The organism is Kineococcus auxinigenes (assembly GCF_050871525.1).
Lineage (GTDB): Bacteria > Actinomycetota > Actinomycetes > Actinomycetales > Kineococcaceae > Kineococcus.
Genome location: NZ_JBKBCT010000002.1, coordinates 143,431 through 162,403, shown reverse-complemented (window position 1 = coordinate 162,403; position 18,973 = coordinate 143,431). Strand labels below are relative to the sequence as shown.

Genomic DNA, 18,973 nt, shown 5'->3' with positions numbered 1-18,973 from the left:
GGATCAGCCCGCCAGGCCACCGCACGGGCAGCCCAGCGCCGCGCACAGGGCGGCGCGCAGCTCGTGCGGCCCGCCCGCCGGCCGCGGGAAGGCGGCCCGCAGCACCCGGGTGCTCGAGCCCGCGGTGACCAGCACGTCCAGGCCGTAGCGGTCCAGGCCCACCACCGAGACCTCCCGGGTGCGCACCGCCTCGCCCGGCTCCAGCTCGCGCAGCACCCAGGCCACCAGCGCGTCGCGGTGCTCGGCCTCCAGGTGGGTCACGACGCCGTCCTCGTCCGCGTAGAAGGGGTCCGCGGTCGCCGCCGCGACGGCCTCCTCGTCCAGCAGGTGCACGCCCTCGGCGGTCGTCACCCGCACCTCCGCCACCTCCAGGCGCCACAGGGCGCGAGACGTGCCGACGTCCAGCAGCGCCCCCAGCGGGTGCACCGTCGCCACCGCCTGCGCCAGCTCGCGCTGCCCGGCGACGTCGAGCGCCTCCACCCAGCCGGTGGCGCACAGGCGCGCGCGCGGCAGCGCCGCCTGACCGGGCGGCACGTCCAGGACGTCCAGCACCGCCGGAACCCCCGAGGCTCCCGCCGGTGCTCCGCCCGCCTCGTCGGCCAGCCCCACCAGCCGCTCGTGCAGGGCGTCACCGGTGCCCACGAGCAGCAGCAGCCCGCCGTGGGGGTCGGTGAGGTGCTGCACCCGGTGCGCGTCGGTGCGGCCGGCGCCGCGGGGGCCGGTGCCGCGCACGGCCGGGCCGTGGTGCGGGCAGCTCCCGGCCGAGGCCGAGCGGGGCAGGTGCAGGGTGCCCGGGGTCGCGCCCTGGGCCAGCGTGCGGGCCCACTGCGCGGGCGTGGTGCGCCGCGGGAGGTCCCGCGGTGTCGGGGGCACCGGCCCGCAGGCCGTAGAGTTGGACCCGGTGCGCTCCGAATGCTCGCCCGGTGCCGTGGTCCACCTGGTCACGTGTGCCTCCTCGGAGCGCGATCGTCCTGACCTCGCGGCAGCAGCCGCGCCGAGCTCGTCTCGACTGAGGTCAGGCTAACCTTACGATCTGGAGGAAGAATGAACAACGCGCGTCCCAAGGTGCGCATCAGCCGCGCCCTGGGGGTGGCCCTCACCCCGAAGGCCGCCCGCTACATGGACCGCCGCCCGTACCCGCCGGGCATGCACGGCCGCAAGCAGAAGAAGGCGTCGGACTACGCCACGCAGCTGCGCGAGAAGCAGCGCCTGCGCTTCCAGTACGACGTCAGCGAGACGCAGCTGCGCCGCGCGTACGACCTCGCCAAGCGCAAGCCGGGCAAGACGGGCCAGAACCTCGTCCAGCTCCTGGAGACCCGCCTGGACGCGGTCGTGTGGCGCGCCGGTTTCGCCCGCACCATCTACCAGGCCCGCCAGATGGTCGTGCACCGCCACATCGTCGTCGACGGCCGCCGCGTGGACCGCCCGTCCTTCCGGGTCGTGCCCGGCCAGGTCGTGGAGGTCGCCCCTCGCAGCAAGGCCAAGACCCCGTTCATCGTGGCCGCCGAGGGCGGCTGGAGCGAGAACGAGATCCCCGGCTGGCTGGACGTGGAGCGCCAGGAGCTCACCGCCAAGGTGAACGCCCTGCCGGTGCGCGAGCAGATCCCGGTCACCTGCGACGAGCAGCTCGTCGTCGAGTACTACTCGCGCTGATCCCCGAGCACCGCTCGCGCTGACGCGCACGGAGGGCGCCGACCCCGCTGGGGTCGGCGCCCTCCGTCGTGCCCGGGCCCCTCAGGGCAGGGCGTGCCCGGCCAGCGCCAGGTTCTGGATCGCCGCCAGGGAGAACTGCGCCGCGTCGTTCGTGGACAGCGTGCGCGCCTCGTCCACCGGCGCCAGGACCTCCGGCGGTTCCAGCCGGCGCCGGGTGAACGCCTCCGCGCGCAGGAACTCCCCGCCGCGCTCGAACTCCTCCCACGCCCGCCGCGCCAGGCGCTCGTCGCCCGTGCGCGCCGCCGCGTACGCCGTCAGCCGGCTGTGCGCCTGCTCCAGGTGCGTGCCCGACAGCGGCGCCCCCACCTGCGCGGCCTGCTCCTCGGGCGGGGCGTTGAACAGCCGGCAGTAGCGCAGCCACGCCGCCTCGAACGCCGCACCCACCTGCGTCCCGGCCGTCAGGTCCACCAGTTCGCTGGCGACCTCCACCAGGCCGAACACCGCCGACAGGTGCGAGACCGCGATCCGGTCCCGGGAGGTGTCGAACCGCCCGCGGTCCAGGTCGTACAGCGCCTCACCGGTGAGGAAGCCCTGCGGCAGGGCGGCGATGTCGGCCATCGTGCCCAGCAGGCGGTCCCGGGAGCGCTGCGAGCCGGTGCGCTCCCAGTCGGCCAGCCAGGTGGCGGCCAGCGACCCCCAGTCCGTGCCCAGGCCCACCGCCAGCGCCTCGCGCCGCGGTGCGTACGTGGCGGCGTCCTCGCGGACCTTGCGGGTGGGGTCCAGCGCCAGGAACGTGGTGTCGGAGTCCACCAGCTCCGCCATCAGGTCACCGGTGTGCTCGTCGGCGGTCAGGTAGTGCAGGAACCGGCGGTAGGCCGGGTTGGAGATGCGCAGCTGCTTGGCGCTGCAGCCGAAGTGCTGCACGTTGTGCCGCGAGCCCAGCCCCGCCCACCGGCCCAGGTGGTAGACGTCCACGTCACCGGTGTGCCGGGTCATGGCGCGCGCCAGGCGGAACACGTCCGCGCGTCCGGTGCGCAGGAAGCTCGTCCACAACCACAGGTCCGGCGACAGCTCGGAGTTGTCCCAGGCGTACCCGCCCACGTCGTAGCGCCACACGTGCCGGTCGGCGTCGTAGGCGTGCATGACGTCGCCGTGGTTCCAGAACCCGTACCAGCGCCGCTGCTCCACCTGGTCGCGGTAGAAGTCCAGCAGGAACTCCAGCCGGTCCTCCAGCGCGGCGCGCGCCGGCGTCGAGCGGTCCACGGGCGCCCAGTCCCCGAACACCCCCGCCGCGTGCAGCGCGGCGGGCGTGGCCGCCAGCTGCGGGGCGGCGCCCGCCGCGCGGGCGTCGTCCGCCACCCGCTGCGCCGAGGGGGTGCCCGGGTGTGCCGTGAACGTCAGCTCCGAGGTCCGCCCGGTGCCGTGCGCGTCGGCGAAACCCTCCTCGAAGTCCTCGTAGGTGATCTCCAGCGCCTCCAGCTGCGAGGCGTGGTCGGGGGTGGAGGCGCCGTCGTTGTAGGCGCGCAGGTCCACCGGTGCGGCGTCCGGCGACCACAGCCACGCCGTCAGCGTCGCCGCGTCCTCGCCGGGGCGCCCCGCCGCGCCCGTGACGTCCAGGCCGGCCGGGTGCGACTGCCAGAAGTCCGCCACGGCCACGGCGAGCGCGCCGGTGGGATCGCCCAGGCACACGTACCCGGCCGCGCGGGTGCCGGCCGCCGCCCCCACCCACCCGCGGTCCGGCCCGAGGCGCTTGGCGATGTCGAACCCGTCCGCGGTGCGCTGGCGCAGCCGGTACTGCGACCAGGCCGGCACGTGGTGCAGCAGGGCCGGCACCGGGTCCGCCCAGGTCCGCACCGGCGGAGTCGCCCGGCCCTCGAGCTGAGCGGTGCGCACCGGCTCACCCGGGTCGCGACGCAGCCCGGTGACCCCGCGCACCGCCTCGCGGAACACCCCGCCCTCGGCGCTCGCGAAGCGCACGTGCCGGTCGTGCGGTTCGGCGCGCAGCGGCACGTCCACCCGCACGCCGAGGGCGGCGAGGAAGTCGCGCTCGCCGTCGCCGTCGAAGACGAAGGAGTGCACCACGCCCACGCTGCGGGCGCCGGCGTGCACGACCAGGCGCACCGTGAACGGCAACCAGGCGCGCTCGGCACCGGCGGGGTCCGTGCCGCGGTGGTGCCCGCGCAGGCGCAGCACGGCGCGCACCGGGCCGCGCTGCTCGACGGCGACCTCGTGCACCGCGCCGGCGAAGGCGGTGCGCCGGTGCCCGTCCGGGTCGGCGGCCAGCTCGCTGACCAGCCGGGCGCCGCGGGCCACGACGGTGCCCCCCAGCTCCAGCGACTCGAACAGCGCCGGGCTCCGGCGGTCCACCCGCAGCAGCAGCTCCCCGGCGTCGACGACGACCCGGTCGCCGTCCTCGTCCACCCGCACCGCCGGTGCCCCGGCGTCGTGCAGCGCATCCGGTGCGCCGGGCGCCACGAGCACCCGGTACGCGGGGGAGGGGGTCGCCGTCGCCGGCAGCGCCACCCCGCTCCACTTCGTCGTGCCGTCCGGCCAGGTGGCCAGCGGCCAGAACTGCGCCGGGACACCCGCCCCCGCGGCGTCCACGACGCGCAGGCCCCGCGTACCGCTCACCAGGCCCCGCGGCAGCGGGACGCCCAGGGTCGCCCCGCCGGGCAGCTCGCCCGGCGGGTCCTCGTCGATCCAGCGCAGCGGCACCTCGTGCACCGCCCCGCCGCTCGCCTCGTCGCCCGCCGCTGCGGACGGGGTCGTCGTGGTCAGCTCGTCCAGGCTCACGCCCGCTCCACCTCCAGGTCGCTCCAGCGCGCCACCAGCGGCGCCATCTGCCGGAAGCCGACGCGCCCGGCACCGGCGGCCGGGCCGGTGGCCCCGTCGTCGGCCCAGCGCAGCAGTTCCAGCCCGTCGATCGAGAACCTCACCCGCGGGCCGTCCTTGACCAGCTCCAGCCGGTAGGGGCCGTCCGCGTCCTCGTGCGGGGGCAGCGGGTCCGCGCCCTGCGCGACGAGGTGGAACCCCGGCGCCTTGCGCAGGTTGCACGTCAGGAAGCGCCGCTCGCTCGCCCACTTGCGCCGGTAGAACGAGACGTGCAGCGCCCGCACGTCCGAGGAGTGGTACTGCGGGTACAGCCCGGCGCGCGGTGCCAGGGCGGGGGAGAAGAGGTCCTCCCCGCCGGTGCCGGCGGCTCCGGCGAACAGCATCGCCAGGCCCTCGCCCGACAGCGGGGTGAAGCCCACCGAGATGCGCACCGAGTCCGCGAAGACCTCCGGGCACCAGAACGTGAAGTGCGAGGAGTCGGAGTCCGGGTCGCCGGCCGAGCTGGTGAGCACGGTCCCCTCCGGCCCGGGTTCGGCCAGCACCGGGCCCTCGGCCACCCAGCCCGCGAGGTCCCCGGCGCTGCGCAGCGGGTTGCGGTACGCCCCGCCGGTCGTGCTCGAACTCGTCGTGCTGCTGCTGGTGCTGGTGCTCGTGGTGCTCACGACCCCTTCCCGTCCAGGACGGCGGGCAGGGCCCGCGCGACGTAGGCCGCGACGCCGCGCGCGCCGCGGTGGCTGAAGTGCGTGTCGTCGGCCAGCCCGTCGGGCCAGCACGGGTGCTCCCCGGGCGCCAGGTGCACGAACAGCTTCCGCGAGCGCTGCGGGCCCAGCTGGTCGTACCACCAGGAGGTGAAGACCTCCAGGTCCACCAGCGGAACCGCCTCGCGGGCGGCCAGCTCGCGCACGGCTGCGGGGTACTCGCCCAGCGTGGGCTCGAGCACGGCGCCGGTGAACCGGCGCCGCGCCACGGACGTGCACAGCACCGGCCGGGCCCCGGCGTCGCGCGCCTCGGAGACGAACGCCGCGAGGTTCGACGAGTACCCGCCGCGGGCGTCCAGCTCCCCGGGCCGCTTCTGGTCGTTGTGCCCGAACTGCAGCACCACCACGTCGCCCTGGCTCACCCGTGTCAGCAGGTCCGCCCAGCGCCCCTCCTCGCGGAAGGACGCCGTGCTCGCCCCGCCGACGGCGAGGTTGCGCACCGCCCAGCCGGAGACCTGCCCGAGGTGGGCACCCCACCCGGACATCGGCTCCTCCGTCGCCGGGCAGGCGGCGACCGTGGAGTCGCCCGCCAGGTGGATCCGCAGCGGCTTCCCCGGCGCCCCGCTCACCCCTTCACCGAGCCGATGAGCATGCCCTTGGCGAAGTGCTTCTGCAGCAGCGGGTAGAACAGCAGCACCGGAAGCGTCGCCACCGCGATGACGGCGAGCTTCATGCCCTGCTCCGGCGGGACGTAGTTCGGGTCGAGCTCGCCGGAGGCCATCTCGGCGCCGGCCGTCACCTGCCGCAGGAACACCTGCAGCGTCCACATGTCCGGGTCGTTCAGGTACAGCAGCGGCGACATGAAGTCGTTCCAGATGCCCACCGCGTAGAACAGCGTGAACGTCGCCAGGACCGGCTTGGACAGCGGCAGCACGATGCGCAGCAGCACGCCGACGTCGGTGGCGCCGTCGATGCGGGCGGACTCCTCCAGCTCCGGAGGCATCGCCTGGAAGAAGTTCTTGATGATGATGAGGCTGAACGGGTTGATCGCCATGGGCAGGACCAGCGCCCAGTAGGTGTTCAGCAGCCCCAGCTCACGCACGATGAGGAACGTGGGGATCATGCCGGCGGAGAAGACGAGGGTGACGACCACCATGCCCAGCACGAGGTTGCGCCCCGGCAGGGACTTCTTCGCCAGCGGGTACGCCATCGTCACCGTCAGCAGGAGCTGGATCGCGGTGCCCACCACGGTCACGAGGACCGTGGTGACCATGGCGCGGACGAACGCGGGGGAGGAGAGGATGGAGCGGTAGGACTCCAGCGTCCACTCCTCCGGCCACACGAAGAACGCGCGGCGGGAAAGTTCCGCCTCCGTCGCGAACGAGCCGGCCATCACGTACAGGAACGGCAGCACCGCGACGAGCCCGATGACGCTGAGCACGACGACGTTCGCGACGTCGAACGCGCGCCCGGCCGGGGTGTTGAAGCGGTAGCGCTCACGGGCCATCAGAAGATCCCCGATCCGTCGAGCTTCTTGGCGAGGCGGTCGGCGCCGAGCACCAGCACCACGCCGACGATGGCCTTGAACAGCCCGACGGCGGTGGAGTAGCTGTAGGCGCCCTGGGTGATGCCGACGAAGTAGACGTAGGTGTCGAAGACGTCGGCCACGCTGCGGTTCAGCGCGTTGGTCATCAGGTAGATCTGCTCGAACCCGGTGTTGAGGATCTGCCCGATGGCCAGCACGAGCATGATGACGATCGTGCCGCGGATGGACGGCAGCGTCACGTGCCAGACCCGCTGGAAGCGGCCGGCCCCGTCGACGATGGCCGCCTCGTACTGCTCCTGGTCGACGGTGGCCAGCGCGGCCAGGAAGATGATCGTCCCCCAGCCGGTGTTCTTCCAGACCTCCTGCGCCACGATGAGCGCCCGGAACCACCCCGGATCGGTGAGCGGGGTGACCTCCGAACCCGTCACCGACTGGATCAGCTGCAGCAGCGGCCCCGCCTCGACCGACAGCAGCAGGTAGGTCAGGGACGCGACCACCGTCCAGGACAGGAAGTGCGGGATGTAGACCAGCGTCTGCACCGTGCGCTTGAGCAGGTTCAGCCGCAGCTCGTTGAGCAGGATCGCCAGGACGATCGTCAGCGGGAACGCCACGCACAGGTTCAGCAGCGCCAGGACGAGCGTGTTGGCCAGCAGCCGGGGGAAGTCCGGGTTGGTGAAGAAGTCCGTGAAGTGCGCCAGGCCCACCCACGGGCTGTCCCCGATGCCGAGGAACGGCACGTAGTCCTTGAAGGCGATGACCGCCCCGCCCATCGGGGCGTAGCGGAACACCAGGAAGTACGCCACGCCCGGGAGCAGGAGCAGGTACAGCCAGGAGTTGCGGCGGACGCGGGCGGCCACCCGCCGCGAGGGGTCGGGGCCGCGGACTCCGACCGCCTCGCGGACGCCCCTGGTGGGGGGCGGCTGGATCGCCGTCACGAGTTCTCCTGGTCCAGCTGGTTGATCTCGGCGATGATCTGGTCACCACCGCTGCTGCGCCAGCGCTCGACGGCGTCCTGCAGGGCGGCCTTGTCGATCTGCCCGGCCAGGTACTGCAGGCGGGCGTCGGAGACGATGTTGTCCAGCTGGGCGCCCTTGAGGACGTAGGTCTCCGAGACGTAGGGGGCGGCCTCGTCGTAGACGGCGTTCTCCAGGTCCGACTTCTCGATGGCGCGGCGCTCGTCGTACTCGGCCTGCTCGTAGTCGGTGGCCATCTTGGGGTCGTAGGCGACGTAACCGGCGACGTTGGTGCCGAGCTGCGCCCAGCTCTGCACGGACTCGGTGAGCGCCTGCGCCTCGGGGGTGTCGATCGCCTGGGCCTTGCCGTCGACGACGGTGAAGTTCACGCCCTCGATGCCGTTGTTCTCCAGGATCTGCGCCTCCTCGGACGCCATCGTGTCGAGGAACTGCAGCACGTCGCGCAGCTGCTCCTCGGTGCGCACCTGGGACTTGGGGATGACCAGGAAGCCGCTGTAGCCGGTGGTGGGGTGCGCGTGCATCTCGCCGTCGGGGCCGACGAGGTTGCCGGTGGAGTCCACGAAGTCCTGGAAGTTCTCCGGGTCCTGCTGCTTGAAGAGCTTGCGGATCTGCTCTGCGCGGGAGTGGACGTCGACGATGATGCCGCCCTTGCCCTGGAAGAAGGGCTCGTTCCAGGAGGCGGAGTCCAGGGTGGCGTAGTCGGGGTTGACCCAGCCGTTGTCGATGAGGCTCTTCTCGTAGTCCACCGCCTCCATCCACTCGGAGGTGGTGAAGTTCGGGACGAGCTCGCCGTCGCGCTCGGTCCAGCCGTTGCCCGCGCCGAACCAGGTCGCCATGACGTCCCACGGGCTGTTGCTGTTGATGCTGCCGGGCCACTTGGGGACGATCAGGCCGGAGGTGTCGTCGACGCCGTTGCCGTCGGGGTCGTCCTCGGTGAAGGCGCGGGCGACGTTCGCCAGGTCCTCGGTGGTCTTCGGCATCTGCAGGCCCAGGTTGGTCAGCCAGTCCTTGCGGACGATGACGCTGGCGCGCATGACGTCGCGGGCGCGGTAGATGCCGTACACGGTGCCGTTCACGCTGGCCGCCTCCTGCACCTCGGGGTTCTCCGTGGTGAGGTTCGGGTAGTCGGCCAGGACGTCGGTGAGGTCCCAGAAGGCGCCGGCCTCGGCGTTCTTGACGAAGCCGGGGCTCTTGCCCTGGATGACCATGACCGTGGGGATCTGGTCACCGGCCAGGGTGACGTTCGTCTTGTCCTCGTAGGAGGAGTTCGGCACCCAGGTGACCTCGATCTGCTTGCCGGTCATCTCCTCCAGCCGCGTCTCGATCTCGTCGCCCTGCTGCGGCGGCTGCGCGCCCAGGAACGGCGCCTGGATGCTGATGGTGTCCAGCGCGGCGTCCTCACCGCCGGAGGCGTCGGAGGAGGAGCAGCCGGAGGCGACGAGCGCGGCGGCGGCGAGCGCCGCTGCGGCGGCGAGGGTGCGGGGGGTCCTGGGCACGGTGACTCCTTCGTCGGGGTGTGCGGCCGGCGGGTGCCGGCGGGGGTGGTGGGGAGCGGGGGCGGTGGGCGGCTCAGCCCGCGGCGGCCCGGGCGTCCACGCGCTCGTCGTTGCGCTCGAAGGTGCCGAGCGCGAGCGCGGTGACGAGGTGCAGCAGGGCCGCGGCGCTGAGGAAGAGCGCCAGCCCCGGCAGGGCCCGCGTCACGGCCAGCACGACCACGACGCCCAGCAGCGGCAGCAGCGCCGCCACCGGGTTGGCCAGCAGGAACGAGGCGGCCGTGGGCAGGTAGCGCCGCAGCGGCAGGTCGTAGTGGACGTACAGCGGCAGCAGGACCACGGCGACGGCGGCGAGCGCGAGCCCGGCCAGGGCGGTGGCGGCGGCCACCGCGTCGGCGGCGGCGCCGTCGCGGCCGGCGAAGACCCGCCAGTTGGCCAGCAGGAGCAGGCCGGTCAGCAGCACCGGGAGCAGGACCGCGTTGGAGCGCACCAGTTCCGCGCGCCAGGTGCGGGCGAAGGCCCGCACCGTGCCGGTGGTCTCCCCGCGCAGCCTGCGCCGGCTGACGGTGGCGGCGGCCACGCTGGCCGGGGCGAGGCCGAGGACCACGCCGCCGGCGAGGGTGCCCGCCAGCCACAGCAGGTTGACGACGCCGAGCCAGACGAGGGCGTCGCAGGCGTCGTGCGCCCTGACGGCCCAGCCGCCGGGGGCGGACGTCCCCGTGCTGCTCACCGACACCACCTCGCGATCCACGTCGACCGGGGTCCTGCTGACCCGCCCACCGTAGGATGAAACGAATCAGAGAGGCAAGCGCTTACCGGAGGAAATCGGGTCGTGGCGTGCCGAGGGGGCCCGGGCGTCCTCGCCCGGGCCCCCTCGCCTCACCGCGCCGAGCGGGTCAGGACCGCTTCGGCGCCGTCATCGACATGACGTCCAGCGCCTCGTCGAGCTGGGCCTCGGTGAGCTCGCCGCGCTCGACGTGCCCCAGGGCCACCACGGCCTCGCGCACCGTCGTCCCGTGCGCCACGGCGTGCTTGGCGACCTTCGCGGCGGCCTCGTAGCCGATGACCCGGTTCAGCGGGGTCACGATGGAGGGGGAGGACTCCGCGAAGCGGCGGCACTGCTCCACGTCCGCCTCCAGGCCGTCGACCGTGCGGTCGGCCAGCAGGCGGGAGGCGTTGCCCAGCAGGCGCACCGACTCCAGCACGTTGCGGGCCATCACCGGGATCTGCACGTTCAGCTCGAACGATCCGCTGGCGCCCGCCCAGGCGACGGTGGCGTCGTTGCCCACGACCTGGGCGCACACCATGAGCACGGCCTCGGGCACCACCGGGTTGACCTTGCCGGGCATGATCGAGCTGCCCGGCTGCAGGTCCGGCAGCCGCAGCTCGCCCAGCCCGGTGCGCGGGCCCGAGCCCATCCAGCGCAGGTCGTTGCACACCTTCGTCAGGCTCACCGCCACGACCCGCAGCGCGCCGGACAGCTCCACCAGCGCGTCCCGGGCGCCCTGCGCCTCGAAGTGGTCCTCGGCCTCCGTCAGCGGCAGGCCGGTGTCGGCGGCCAGCAGCTCGATGACCCGCTGCGGGAAGCCGGGCGGGGTGTTGATCCCCGTGCCCACCGCCGTGCCGCCCAGCGGGACCTCCGCGACGCGCCCGACCGTGGCCCGCACGCGCTCGACGCCGCGGCGCACCTGCGCGGCGTAGCCGGCGAACTCCTGCCCCAGCGTGACGGGCGTGGCGTCCATGAGGTGGGTGCGCCCGGACTTGACCACGCCGGCGAACTCCTCCGCCTTGCGGCGCAGCGACGCCTGCAGGTGCTCCAGCGCCGGCACCAGGTCGTTCACGACCGCCGACGTGGCGGCCACGTGCACCGAGGTGGGGAAGACGTCGTTGGAGGACTGCGAGGCGTTGACGTGGTCGTTGGGGTGCACGGGGCGGCCCAGCCGCTCGGTGGCCAGGGTGGCGATGACCTCGTTGGCGTTCATGTTGGAGCTGGTGCCCGAGCCGGTCTGGAAGACGTCCACGGGGAACTCGGCGTCCCAGCGGCCCGACGCGACCTCCTCGGCGGCGTCCGCCACCGCGCGCGCCAGGTCCTGCTCCAGCACGCCGAGCTCGGCGTTGGCCAGCGCGGCGGCCTTCTTGATGCGCGCCAGCGCCCCGATGTGCGCGCTCTCCAGCGGCGTGCCGGAGATCGGGAAGTTCTCCACGGCGCGCTGCGTCTGCGCGCGGTACTTGGCGGCGGCCGGGACCCGGACCTCTCCCATCGTGTCGTGCTCGACGCGGTACTCGGTGCCCTGCGCGCTGTCCTCGCGCGTGCGGTCGTCAGTGGCCATGGGGCCATCCTGCCAAGGGCCCGGCCCCGCGCCGCCGCGGCGGTGCCGGTTGTCGCGCAGATCACGGTCCGCTCACGATCCGCCGTGGAGGCGGTCCAGGGGTGATCTCCGCGTGCGTGCTCCGGGGTGCGGGTGCACGCTGGCCGCACGCACGGCGGGCGGGGTTCCCGCTCGCCGGGTGGTCCGCCGGACGACGACGTCGGAGGAGGAGCGAGTGAGCAGCGCGTGGCGCACCCGGGTCGGGGCGGTGAGTGCCGGCGTCGTGCTGGCGAGCTGCCTGGCCGCGTGCGGAGACGGCACCGGGGCCTCGGGCCCGCCGGTGCTCACCTGGTACGTCAACCCGGACGCCGGGGGGCAGGCCACCATCGCCGAGCGGTGCACCGCCGCGGCCGAGGGCGCCTACACCATCGAGACGTCCATCCTGCCGCGCGACGCGGCGGCACAGCGCGAGCAGCTCATGCGGCGCCTGGCGGGGGGTGACTCCTCCATCGACCTGATGAGCCTGGACCCCGTCTTCGTGCCCGAGGCGGCCGAGGCGGGCTTCCTGGCCCCCATCCCGGACGACCTGCAGCGGTCGCTGACCGCCGGCGTCGCCGAGGGCGCCGTGCAGGGCGCCACCTGGGACGAGGAGCTGGTCACCGCACCGTTCTGGGCCAACACGCAGCTGCTCTGGTACCGCGAGTCGATGGCCCGCGCGGCCGGTCTGGACCCCGCGCAGGCCTCCACGTGGACGTGGCAGCAGATCATCGACGCCGCCGCCGCCCAGGACAGCGCCATCGGCGTGCAGGGCACCCGCGCGGAGTCCATGACCGTCTGGGTCAACGCCCTGATCGAGTCGGCCGGGGGGCGGATCATCGAGAACCCCGACGCCCCCGTCGACGAGATCGCCCTGGGCATCGACTCCCCGGCCGGCGAGGCCGCCGCCGGCGTCATGCAGGCGATCACCGCCGCCGACGTCGCCGGGCCCGGCATCGACAACCGCGACGAGGCCGCCACCGCCGACCTGTTCGAGCAGGGCGGGGTGATGTTCCAGGTCAACTGGCCGTTCGTGTACGCCCAGGCCCAGCAGGGCGCCGAGCAGGGCACGGTGGACCCGGCGGTCTTCGAGGACTACGCCTGGACCACCTACCCGCGGATGAGCCCCGACGAGCCGTCCGCGCCGCCGCTGGGCGGCATCAACGTCGGCGTCGGCGCCTTCAGCGAGCACCAGCAGGAGGCGCTGGCGGCCATGGAGTGCATCGTCTCGCCGGAGAACCAGGCCGCGTACATGATCAGCGACGGCAACCCGGCCGCCGCGCTGGAGGTCTACGACCTGCCCGAGGTGCGCGAGGCGTACCCGATGGCAGACGTCATCCGCGAGTCCCTGCAGACGGCCGCCCCGCGCCCGCAGACGGCCTACTACAACGAGGTCAGCACCGGCATCCAGTACACCTGGCAGCCGGTGTCCGCGGTGAGCGACGAGACGCCGGAGATCTCCGAGCGGTTCGTCCTCGAAGTCCTGAGGGGGGAGAGGCTGCTGTGACCGCTGTCACCACGCCGCAGGTCGAGCTGGCGAACTCGCCGCGCGGCAAGCGCCGCCGCGGCACCGACCGCTCGCGCCAGGAGGCGCGACTGGGCTGGTACCTGGCCGGGCCGGCGTTCGTCATCCTCGTGCTCGTCACGGGCTACCCCATCGTCCAGGCGGTCTACGACTCCCTGTTCAGCTACCGGCTCACCGCCCCCGCGGACCGCGAGTTCATCGGGCTGTCGAACTACGGGGTCATCCTCACCGACTCGCTGTGGTGGGAGGCGCTGGCGAACACGGCGCTCATCACCCTGGTGACGGTCGCCGTCGAGCTCGTGCTGGGCTTCGCGCTGGCGATGGTCATGCACAAGGTGCTCGGTTTCCTGCGGCCCATCCTGCGCACCGCCATCCTCGTGCCCTACGCGATCATCACGGTCGTCTCCGCCTACGCCTGGCAGTACGCCTTCTCCATCACCACCGGCTTCATGAACGCGGTGGTGCCGGGGGTGCCGGAGAACTTCGACTGGTTCGCCAACAAGTGGACAGCGCTGGCCGTCATCTGCCTGTCGGAGATCTGGAAGACCACCCCGTTCATCTCGCTGCTGCTGCTGGCCGGGCTGGCGCAGGTGCCCGAGGACATGCACGAGGCCGCGAAGGTCGACGGGGCCACGGCGCGCGAGCGGCTGTTCCGGGTGACGCTGCCGAACATGAAGGCGTCCATCATGGTCGCGCTGCTGTTCCGCGCCCTGGACGCCTTCCGCATCTTCGACAACGTCTACATCATGACCAACGGCGCCGCCGGCACGCAGACGGTGTCGTCACTGGCCTACAACCAGACGATCAGCAGGCTGGAGATCGGTCTCGGCTCGGCCGTCTCCGTGCTGCTCTTCCTGTGCGTCCTGCTGATCTGCTTCCTGGCCATCAAGGTGTTCAGGGTGGACCTGGCCCGAGCGAGGGGGGAGAACTGATGGGTGCGCTGTCGACCAAGGAGAAGACGCTCTGGTACATCGGGGCGGTGCTCATCGTGCTGTACGCGCTCGTGCCGGTCGCCTGGATCGTCTCGCTGAGCCTGAAGAACGAGGCGGACCTGTCCAACCGCAGCTTCCTGCCCACCAACGTCACGTGGGAGAACTACGAGGGCATCTTCAGCGGCACCGCCTCCGACCTCTTCCTGCCGGCGCTGCGCAACTCCGTCATCACGTGCCTGCTGGCGACCCTCATCGCCGTGGTGCTGTCGATGTTCGCCGCCTACGCCATCGCCCGGCTGAACTTCCCCGGCAAGCGGCTGATCCTCACCAGCGCCCTGGCGGTGGCGGTCTTCCCGGTCATCACGATGGTCACGCCGCTGTTCAACCTGTGGCGGCGGGTCGGCCTCTACGACACCATCCCCGGCCTGATCATCCCCTACCTGGCCCTGACACTGCCCATCTCCATCTGGACCATGTCGGCGTTCTTCCGGGAGATCCCGTGGGACATGGAGCAGGCGGCGCAGGTCGACGGAGCCACCAGCTGGCAGGCCTTCCGCAAGGTCATCGTCCCGCTGGCCGCCCCGGGGGTCTTCACCACCGCGATCATCGCGTTCTTCATCGCGTGGAACGACTTCGTGTTCGGCATCTCGCTGACGTCGACCTCCGACGCCCAGCCGGTGCCCGCCGCGCTGAGCTCGTTCACCGGATCCAGCTACTTCGTCCAGCCGACCGGCGCGATCTCCGCGGCGGCCGTCATCGTCACCATCCCCGTCGTCGCCCTCGCGCTGGTGTTCCAGCGGCGCATCGTCGCCGGGCTCACCAACGGCGCCGTCAAGGGCTGACCCGGAGAACAGGAGCTGCACCGTGGCACGCATCGAGCTGAAGAACATCGTCAAGAAGTACGGCGACGGCTTCCCCGCCGTGAACGACGTCAGCCTGGACATCGCCGACGGCGAGTTCGTCATCCTCGTGGGCCCGTCGGGCTGCGGGAAGTCCACCTTGCTGCGCATGATCGTCGGCCTGGAGGACATCACCGACGGTGACCTCCTCATCGACGGCAAGCGGGTGAACGACCTGGCGCCCCGCGACCGCGACCTGGCCATGGTCTTCCAGAACTACGCGCTCTACCCGCACCTGACGGTGCGCGAGAACATCGAGTTCCCCCTCAAGCTCAACCACAGCAAGGTGCCCGACGACGAGGTCCGCCAGCGCGTGCAGCGGGCGGCGGACATGCTCGAGCTGGGCGAGCACCTGGACCGCAAGCCCGCCAACCTCTCCGGCGGCCAGCGCCAGCGGGTGGCGATGGGGCGCGCCATCGTCCGCGACGCCAAGGCGTTCCTGTTCGACGAGCCGCTGAGCAACCTGGACGCCAAGCTGCGCGGGCAGATGCGCACCGAGATCGCCCGCATGCAGCGATCCCTGGCGACCACGACGGTCTACGTCACCCACGACCAGACCGAGGCCATGACGCTGGGCGACCGGGTCGCGGTGCTGCGCAAGGGCGTGCTGCAGCAGGTCGCCAGCCCCCGCGAGCTGTACGAGCAGCCCGTGAACCTCTTCGTGGCCGGGTTCATCGGCTCCCCGCCGATGAACTTCCTGCCCGCCCGGGTGCGCGGGGACCGCCTGCAGCTGCCGTTCTGCGAGGTCCCCAAGCCCGCTGCCGTGAGCGCCGAGCACGACGGCAAGCTGCTCATCGTCGGCGTGCGCCCGGAGCACTTCGACGACGCCGACGTCACCGACGTGCCCGGTGAGGCGGTGACCTTCGAGGCGCAGGTCGACGTCACCGAGTGGCTGGGCAACGAGCTGTACGCGTACGTGCCCTTCGAGGCGGCCGACGAGACGAGGCAGCAGCTCGCCGAGCTGGACCGCGAGCTGGACGGGGAGAGCATGCGCAGCCAGCTGGTCGTCACCCTGGACGCCATGAGCGGCGTGCGCGACGGCGATGCCGCCCGGCTGTGGTTCGACCCGCGCCGGATGCACGTCTTCGACCCCGGCAGCGGGGCCAACCTCACGCGCGACGAGGAGAAGGCCCGCAGGATCAGCGAGCAGTCCGAGGCGCTGCGCCGGCGCTCGCTGGAGCGGGCCCAGGCGCAGAAGGCGGAGCGGGTCCCGGCGTGAAGGCCGGGGACCGGTGAGAACCGCCTGATCCGCAACCTCGGGTCACCAGCGGCGACGTACGGTGAGGGAAGTGGAGTTCCCCGCGCCGCGCGTCCCGCTGGTGGCCCCCGCCCGGTTAAGGTGCCCGCCACGAGGCCGTCCTCCCGGCGGCCCGGGAGCGGCGGGAGGCGGGTGGCGCAGTGGTCGACGCGCTCGCCGGTGCCCTCACCCCCGCGCCCCGCGACCCCGCCGCCGGGGAGCACCCCGACGGCAACAGCCCCGCCCTCGTCCGCGACCCCGCGCAGGGCCTGCAGGTCACCGTCCGCAGGTCCCTGGACGGCGCTCCCGTCCCCGAGTGGCGTGCCCTGGCCGTGCGCGGCGGCCACCCGCCGTTCTGCGGCCCCGACTGGTCGCGCGCCGTGCACGAGCACCTCGGCGCCGGTGAGCCGCTGATCGTCAGCGTGCGCCGCCAGGGCCGCCTGCTCGCCTTCGGCGCCTTCGCGGTGCTCGCCGCCGGCCCCGGTGGCAGCCGCCCCGTGGTCACCTTCCTCGGCGCCGGCGGCAGCGACTACGCCTCCGTGCTCACCGAGCCCGAGAGCCCCGTGCCGTCCCCGCGGCTGGTCGCCGCCGTGCTCGACGCCGTCCTGACCGAGGTCCCCGGCGCCCTGCTCGACCTGGAGCGGGTGCTGCAGGACGACCCGCTGCTCGAGGCCGCCACGAGCTGGGCCGCCGCCCGCGGCTACGGCGCGCGCCTGCTGCGCCAGGCCACCGTCCACGCCGTGCGGCTGCCGCCCACCGTCGCCGAGCACGACGCCGACCTGGGCCGGCACGCCCGCCACGAGGAGCGCCGCCAGTGGCGCCGGCTGGCCGAGCGCGGCGAGCTCGTCGTCGTCGACGACCTCCTCGAGGGCGTGGCGCGGCTGCGCGAGAGCCACCCCGGCGCCGCCGAGGAGCGGCTGGCGTCCCTCGTGGCCGAGCTGGCGGCGGTCGACGCCGCCCACCCGCGCGCCGCCCGCCGCCGCCAGCCCTGGCGCGGAGCGTCCGGGCGCACCCTGACGCAGTTCCTGCGCACCGCCCCGCGCGGGGTGGCGCAGCTGTCCGGGCTGCGGGTGGACGGCCGGCTGGTGGCCTACACCTTCTGCCTGGCCGGCCCGCGCGCCCTGCACGGCTACGTGCAGTCCTACCGCGCCGACGTCGCCGCCACCGGACCCGGGACGCTGCTGCTGCTGCGCGTGCGCCGCCGCGCCCTGCTGTCCGGGTACGCCGAGCTGGACCTGATGCGCGGCGAGGAGGCCTACAAGCGGCGTCTGGAGCGCACCACCCGGCACACCTCGCGCCTCGTCCTGGCCCCCGCCGGCCTCGGCCCGCTGCCGGCGGCGCTGGACCGCGCGGTGCTGCTGCGCCGCACCTACCGCGACGAGCTGCACCGCTCCGCGCGCCTGGGCCGCTCCGTGGACGCGCTCAGCGGTGCCGCCGAGGTCGTGCGCGCCGACGTCGCCCGCCGCGCCGGTGCCGTGCGCGCGGCCGGACGGCGGGCCGCCGGTGCCCACGAGGCGGTCGGCACCTGGCGGCCGGTGGCGTGGGTGCGGCGCGCGCGGGCCGGGCGCCGCTGAACGCGGCACCCGGCCCCCCGGGCGGGTCCTGCGCGTCAGCGCGGTGCGTCCACCCGCACCCGGTCCACCGTCCACGCCCGGGCCTGCTCGCTGATCGTCACGCCCAGGCCCGGGCGGGCGGACACGTGCATCCGGCCGTCGCGGATCTCCAGGCGCTCCTCGAACAGCGGGTGCAGCCAGTCGAAGTGCTCCACCCACGGCTCCAGCGGGTACGCCGCCGCCAGGTGCAGGTGGATCTCCATCGCGAAGTGCGGGGCCAGCTGCAGGTGCGCGTGCTCGGCCAGCGTCGCCAGCTTCAGGAACTGCGTGATGCCGCCGATGCGCGGCGCGTCGGGCTGGATGACGTCGGCCGCGCCGGCGTCGATGAGGGCGACGTGCTCGCGGACGCTGGTGAGCATCTCCCCGGTGGCGATCGCGGTGTCCAGCGAGCGCGCCAGCTGCGCGTGCCCCTCGGTGTCGTAGGCGTCCAGCGGCTCCTCGATCCACACCAGGCCGAACTCCTCCAGCGCCCGGCCCACCCGCTGCGCGGTGGGGCGGTCCCACTGCTGGTTGGCGTCCACCATGAGCGGCAGGTCGTCGCCGATGTGCTCGCGCACCGCGCGCACCCGGCGCAGGTCCTCCTTGGCGTCCGGCTGGCCCACCTTGATCTTGATGCCGCCGATGCCCTCGGCGAGGGTGCGGTCGGCGTTGGCCAGCACCCGCTCCAGCGGCTCGTGCAGGAAGCCGCCGGAGGTGTTGTAGCAGCGCACCGAGTCGCGGTGGGCGCCCAGCAGCTTGGCCAGCGGCAGACCGGCCCGCTTGGCCTTCAGGTCCCACAGCGCGATGTCCAGCGCCGCCAGCGCCTGGGTGGAGGCGCCGCTGCGGCCCACCGAGGCGCCGGCCCACACCAGCTTCGTCCACAGCCGGGCGATGTCGTTGGGGTCCTCGCCGATCAGGTCGGCGGCCACCTCGCGCGCGTGCGCGAACTGGGCGGGGCCCCCGGCGCGCTTGGAGTACCCGAAGCCGACGCCCTCCAGCCCGGCCTCGGTGGTGATCTCCGCGAACAGGAAGACGACCTCCGTCATGGCCCGCTGGCGTCCCGTGAGCACCTTGGCGTCGCTGATCGCCGCCGTCAGCGGCAGCACCACCGAGGACAGGGTCACGGACGCGATGCGGTCCAGGACGGGGGAGGGGGCGGCGGAGGCCGGCGGCACGAGGGCGGGCTCTGCGAGGTCGCTGGTGGTCATGTCTTCCTCGGGTCGGCGGGGAGCCGAGGACGGCGGGCG

16 protein-coding genes are annotated in these 18,973 nt (G+C 73.4%); 6 read left to right on the top strand and 10 right to left on the bottom strand.

Annotated elements, in window-relative coordinates; all coding sequences use genetic code 11:
* Positions 1 to 3: 3 nt before the first annotated feature.
* On the bottom strand, positions 4 to 945 hold the full coding sequence (locus tag ACRYR9_RS01760) for a DUF2470 domain-containing protein (RefSeq protein ID WP_432491896.1): 942 nt from the start codon (positions 943 to 945) through the stop codon (positions 4 to 6).
* A 99-nt stretch (positions 946 to 1,044) separates the two neighbouring features.
* Between ACRYR9_RS01760 and rpsD the strand changes: the two genes are divergently transcribed.
* Positions 1,045 to 1,653 (top strand): 30S ribosomal protein S4, encoded by a 609-nt coding sequence (gene rpsD / locus ACRYR9_RS01755; RefSeq protein WP_432491898.1) that lies wholly within the window; start codon positions 1,045 to 1,047, stop codon positions 1,651 to 1,653.
* A gap of 81 nt (positions 1,654 to 1,734) precedes the next feature.
* On the opposite strand, the gene ACRYR9_RS01750 is transcribed toward rpsD, so the two are convergent.
* The 8 genes from ACRYR9_RS01750 to ACRYR9_RS01715 form a co-directional block, all read right to left on the bottom strand.
* Positions 1,735 to 4,446 carry an exo-rhamnogalacturonan lyase family protein gene (locus tag ACRYR9_RS01750; RefSeq protein ID WP_432491900.1) on the bottom strand — a complete coding sequence of 904 codons (2,712 nt, stop codon included), beginning with the start codon at positions 4,444 to 4,446 and terminating at the stop codon, positions 1,735 to 1,737.
* Positions 4,443 to 5,072 (bottom strand): DUF1961 family protein, encoded by a 630-nt coding sequence (locus ACRYR9_RS01745; protein WP_432491986.1) that lies wholly within the window; start codon positions 5,070 to 5,072, stop codon positions 4,443 to 4,445. The genes ACRYR9_RS01750 and ACRYR9_RS01745 overlap by 4 nt, the downstream gene beginning before the upstream one ends.
* Positions 5,073 to 5,143: 71 nt before the next feature.
* A complete protein-coding gene (locus ACRYR9_RS01740) occupies positions 5,144 to 5,812 on the bottom strand; it encodes a rhamnogalacturonan acetylesterase (RefSeq protein WP_432491902.1) in 669 nt (222 codons plus the stop codon).
* A complete protein-coding gene (locus tag ACRYR9_RS01735) occupies positions 5,809 to 6,690 on the bottom strand; it encodes a carbohydrate ABC transporter permease (protein WP_432491904.1) in 882 nt (293 codons plus the stop codon). The genes ACRYR9_RS01740 and ACRYR9_RS01735 overlap by 4 nt, the downstream gene beginning before the upstream one ends.
* Positions 6,690 to 7,586, bottom strand: coding sequence for an ABC transporter permease (locus tag ACRYR9_RS01730; RefSeq protein ID WP_432491988.1), 897 nt, complete (start codon positions 7,584 to 7,586; stop codon positions 6,690 to 6,692). Before ACRYR9_RS01730 ends, ACRYR9_RS01735 begins: the two co-directional genes overlap by 1 nt.
* 74 nt (positions 7,587 to 7,660) lie before the next feature.
* On the bottom strand, positions 7,661 to 9,199 hold the full coding sequence (locus tag ACRYR9_RS01725; RefSeq protein WP_432491906.1) for an extracellular solute-binding protein: 1,539 nt from the start codon (positions 9,197 to 9,199) through the stop codon (positions 7,661 to 7,663).
* A 73-nt stretch (positions 9,200 to 9,272) separates the two neighbouring features.
* Positions 9,273 to 9,926, bottom strand: coding sequence for a DUF624 domain-containing protein (locus tag ACRYR9_RS01720; protein ID WP_432491908.1), 654 nt, complete (start codon positions 9,924 to 9,926; stop codon positions 9,273 to 9,275).
* 166 nt (positions 9,927 to 10,092) lie between these two features.
* On the bottom strand, positions 10,093 to 11,526 hold the full coding sequence (locus tag ACRYR9_RS01715; protein WP_432491910.1) for a class II fumarate hydratase: 1,434 nt from the start codon (positions 11,524 to 11,526) through the stop codon (positions 10,093 to 10,095).
* A 214-nt stretch (positions 11,527 to 11,740) separates the two neighbouring features.
* Here ACRYR9_RS01715 and ACRYR9_RS01710 point away from each other — a divergent pair, with 214 nt between their 5' ends.
* From ACRYR9_RS01710 to ACRYR9_RS01690, 5 genes are all read left to right on the top strand, one after another.
* On the top strand, positions 11,741 to 13,048 hold the full coding sequence (locus tag ACRYR9_RS01710; protein ID WP_432491912.1) for an extracellular solute-binding protein: 1,308 nt from the start codon (positions 11,741 to 11,743) through the stop codon (positions 13,046 to 13,048).
* The gene (locus tag ACRYR9_RS01705; RefSeq protein WP_432491914.1) at positions 13,045 to 13,998 is read left to right on the top strand and encodes a carbohydrate ABC transporter permease; all 954 of its coding nucleotides are present in this window, start codon (positions 13,045 to 13,047) and stop codon (positions 13,996 to 13,998) included. The genes ACRYR9_RS01710 and ACRYR9_RS01705 overlap by 4 nt, the downstream gene beginning before the upstream one ends.
* The gene (locus ACRYR9_RS01700; protein ID WP_432491916.1) at positions 13,998 to 14,840 is read left to right on the top strand and encodes a carbohydrate ABC transporter permease; all 843 of its coding nucleotides are present in this window, start codon (positions 13,998 to 14,000) and stop codon (positions 14,838 to 14,840) included. The genes ACRYR9_RS01705 and ACRYR9_RS01700 overlap by 1 nt, the downstream gene beginning before the upstream one ends.
* A 22-nt stretch (positions 14,841 to 14,862) precedes the next feature.
* Positions 14,863 to 16,116, top strand: coding sequence for an ABC transporter ATP-binding protein (locus ACRYR9_RS01695; RefSeq protein ID WP_432491918.1), 1,254 nt, complete (start codon positions 14,863 to 14,865; stop codon positions 16,114 to 16,116).
* Positions 16,117 to 16,295: 179 nt separating this feature from the next.
* Positions 16,296 to 17,708, top strand: a complete 1,413-nt coding sequence (locus ACRYR9_RS01690) for a GNAT family N-acetyltransferase (protein ID WP_432491920.1) — start codon at positions 16,296 to 16,298, stop codon at positions 17,706 to 17,708.
* A gap of 35 nt (positions 17,709 to 17,743) precedes the next feature.
* Here the strand turns inward: ACRYR9_RS01690 and ACRYR9_RS01685 are convergent, their stop codons facing one another.
* Positions 17,744 to 18,934 (bottom strand): L-talarate/galactarate dehydratase, encoded by a 1,191-nt coding sequence (locus tag ACRYR9_RS01685; protein WP_432491922.1) that lies wholly within the window; start codon positions 18,932 to 18,934, stop codon positions 17,744 to 17,746.
* Positions 18,935 to 18,973 lie beyond the last annotated feature (39 nt).

Coding starts and splice junctions, on each gene's coding strand:
- rpsD (WP_432491898.1), top strand. CDS start 1,045: ATGAACAACGCGCGTCCCAAGGTGCGCATCAGCCGCGCCCTGGGGGTG.
- ACRYR9_RS01735 (WP_432491904.1), bottom strand. CDS start 6,690: ATGGCCCGTGAGCGCTACCGCTTCAACACCCCGGCCGGGCGCGCGTTC.
- ACRYR9_RS01715 (WP_432491910.1), bottom strand. CDS start 11,526: ATGGCCACTGACGACCGCACGCGCGAGGACAGCGCGCAGGGCACCGAG.
- ACRYR9_RS01700 (WP_432491916.1), top strand. CDS start 13,998: ATGGGTGCGCTGTCGACCAAGGAGAAGACGCTCTGGTACATCGGGGCG.
- ACRYR9_RS01685 (WP_432491922.1), bottom strand. CDS start 18,934: ATGACCACCAGCGACCTCGCAGAGCCCGCCCTCGTGCCGCCGGCCTCC.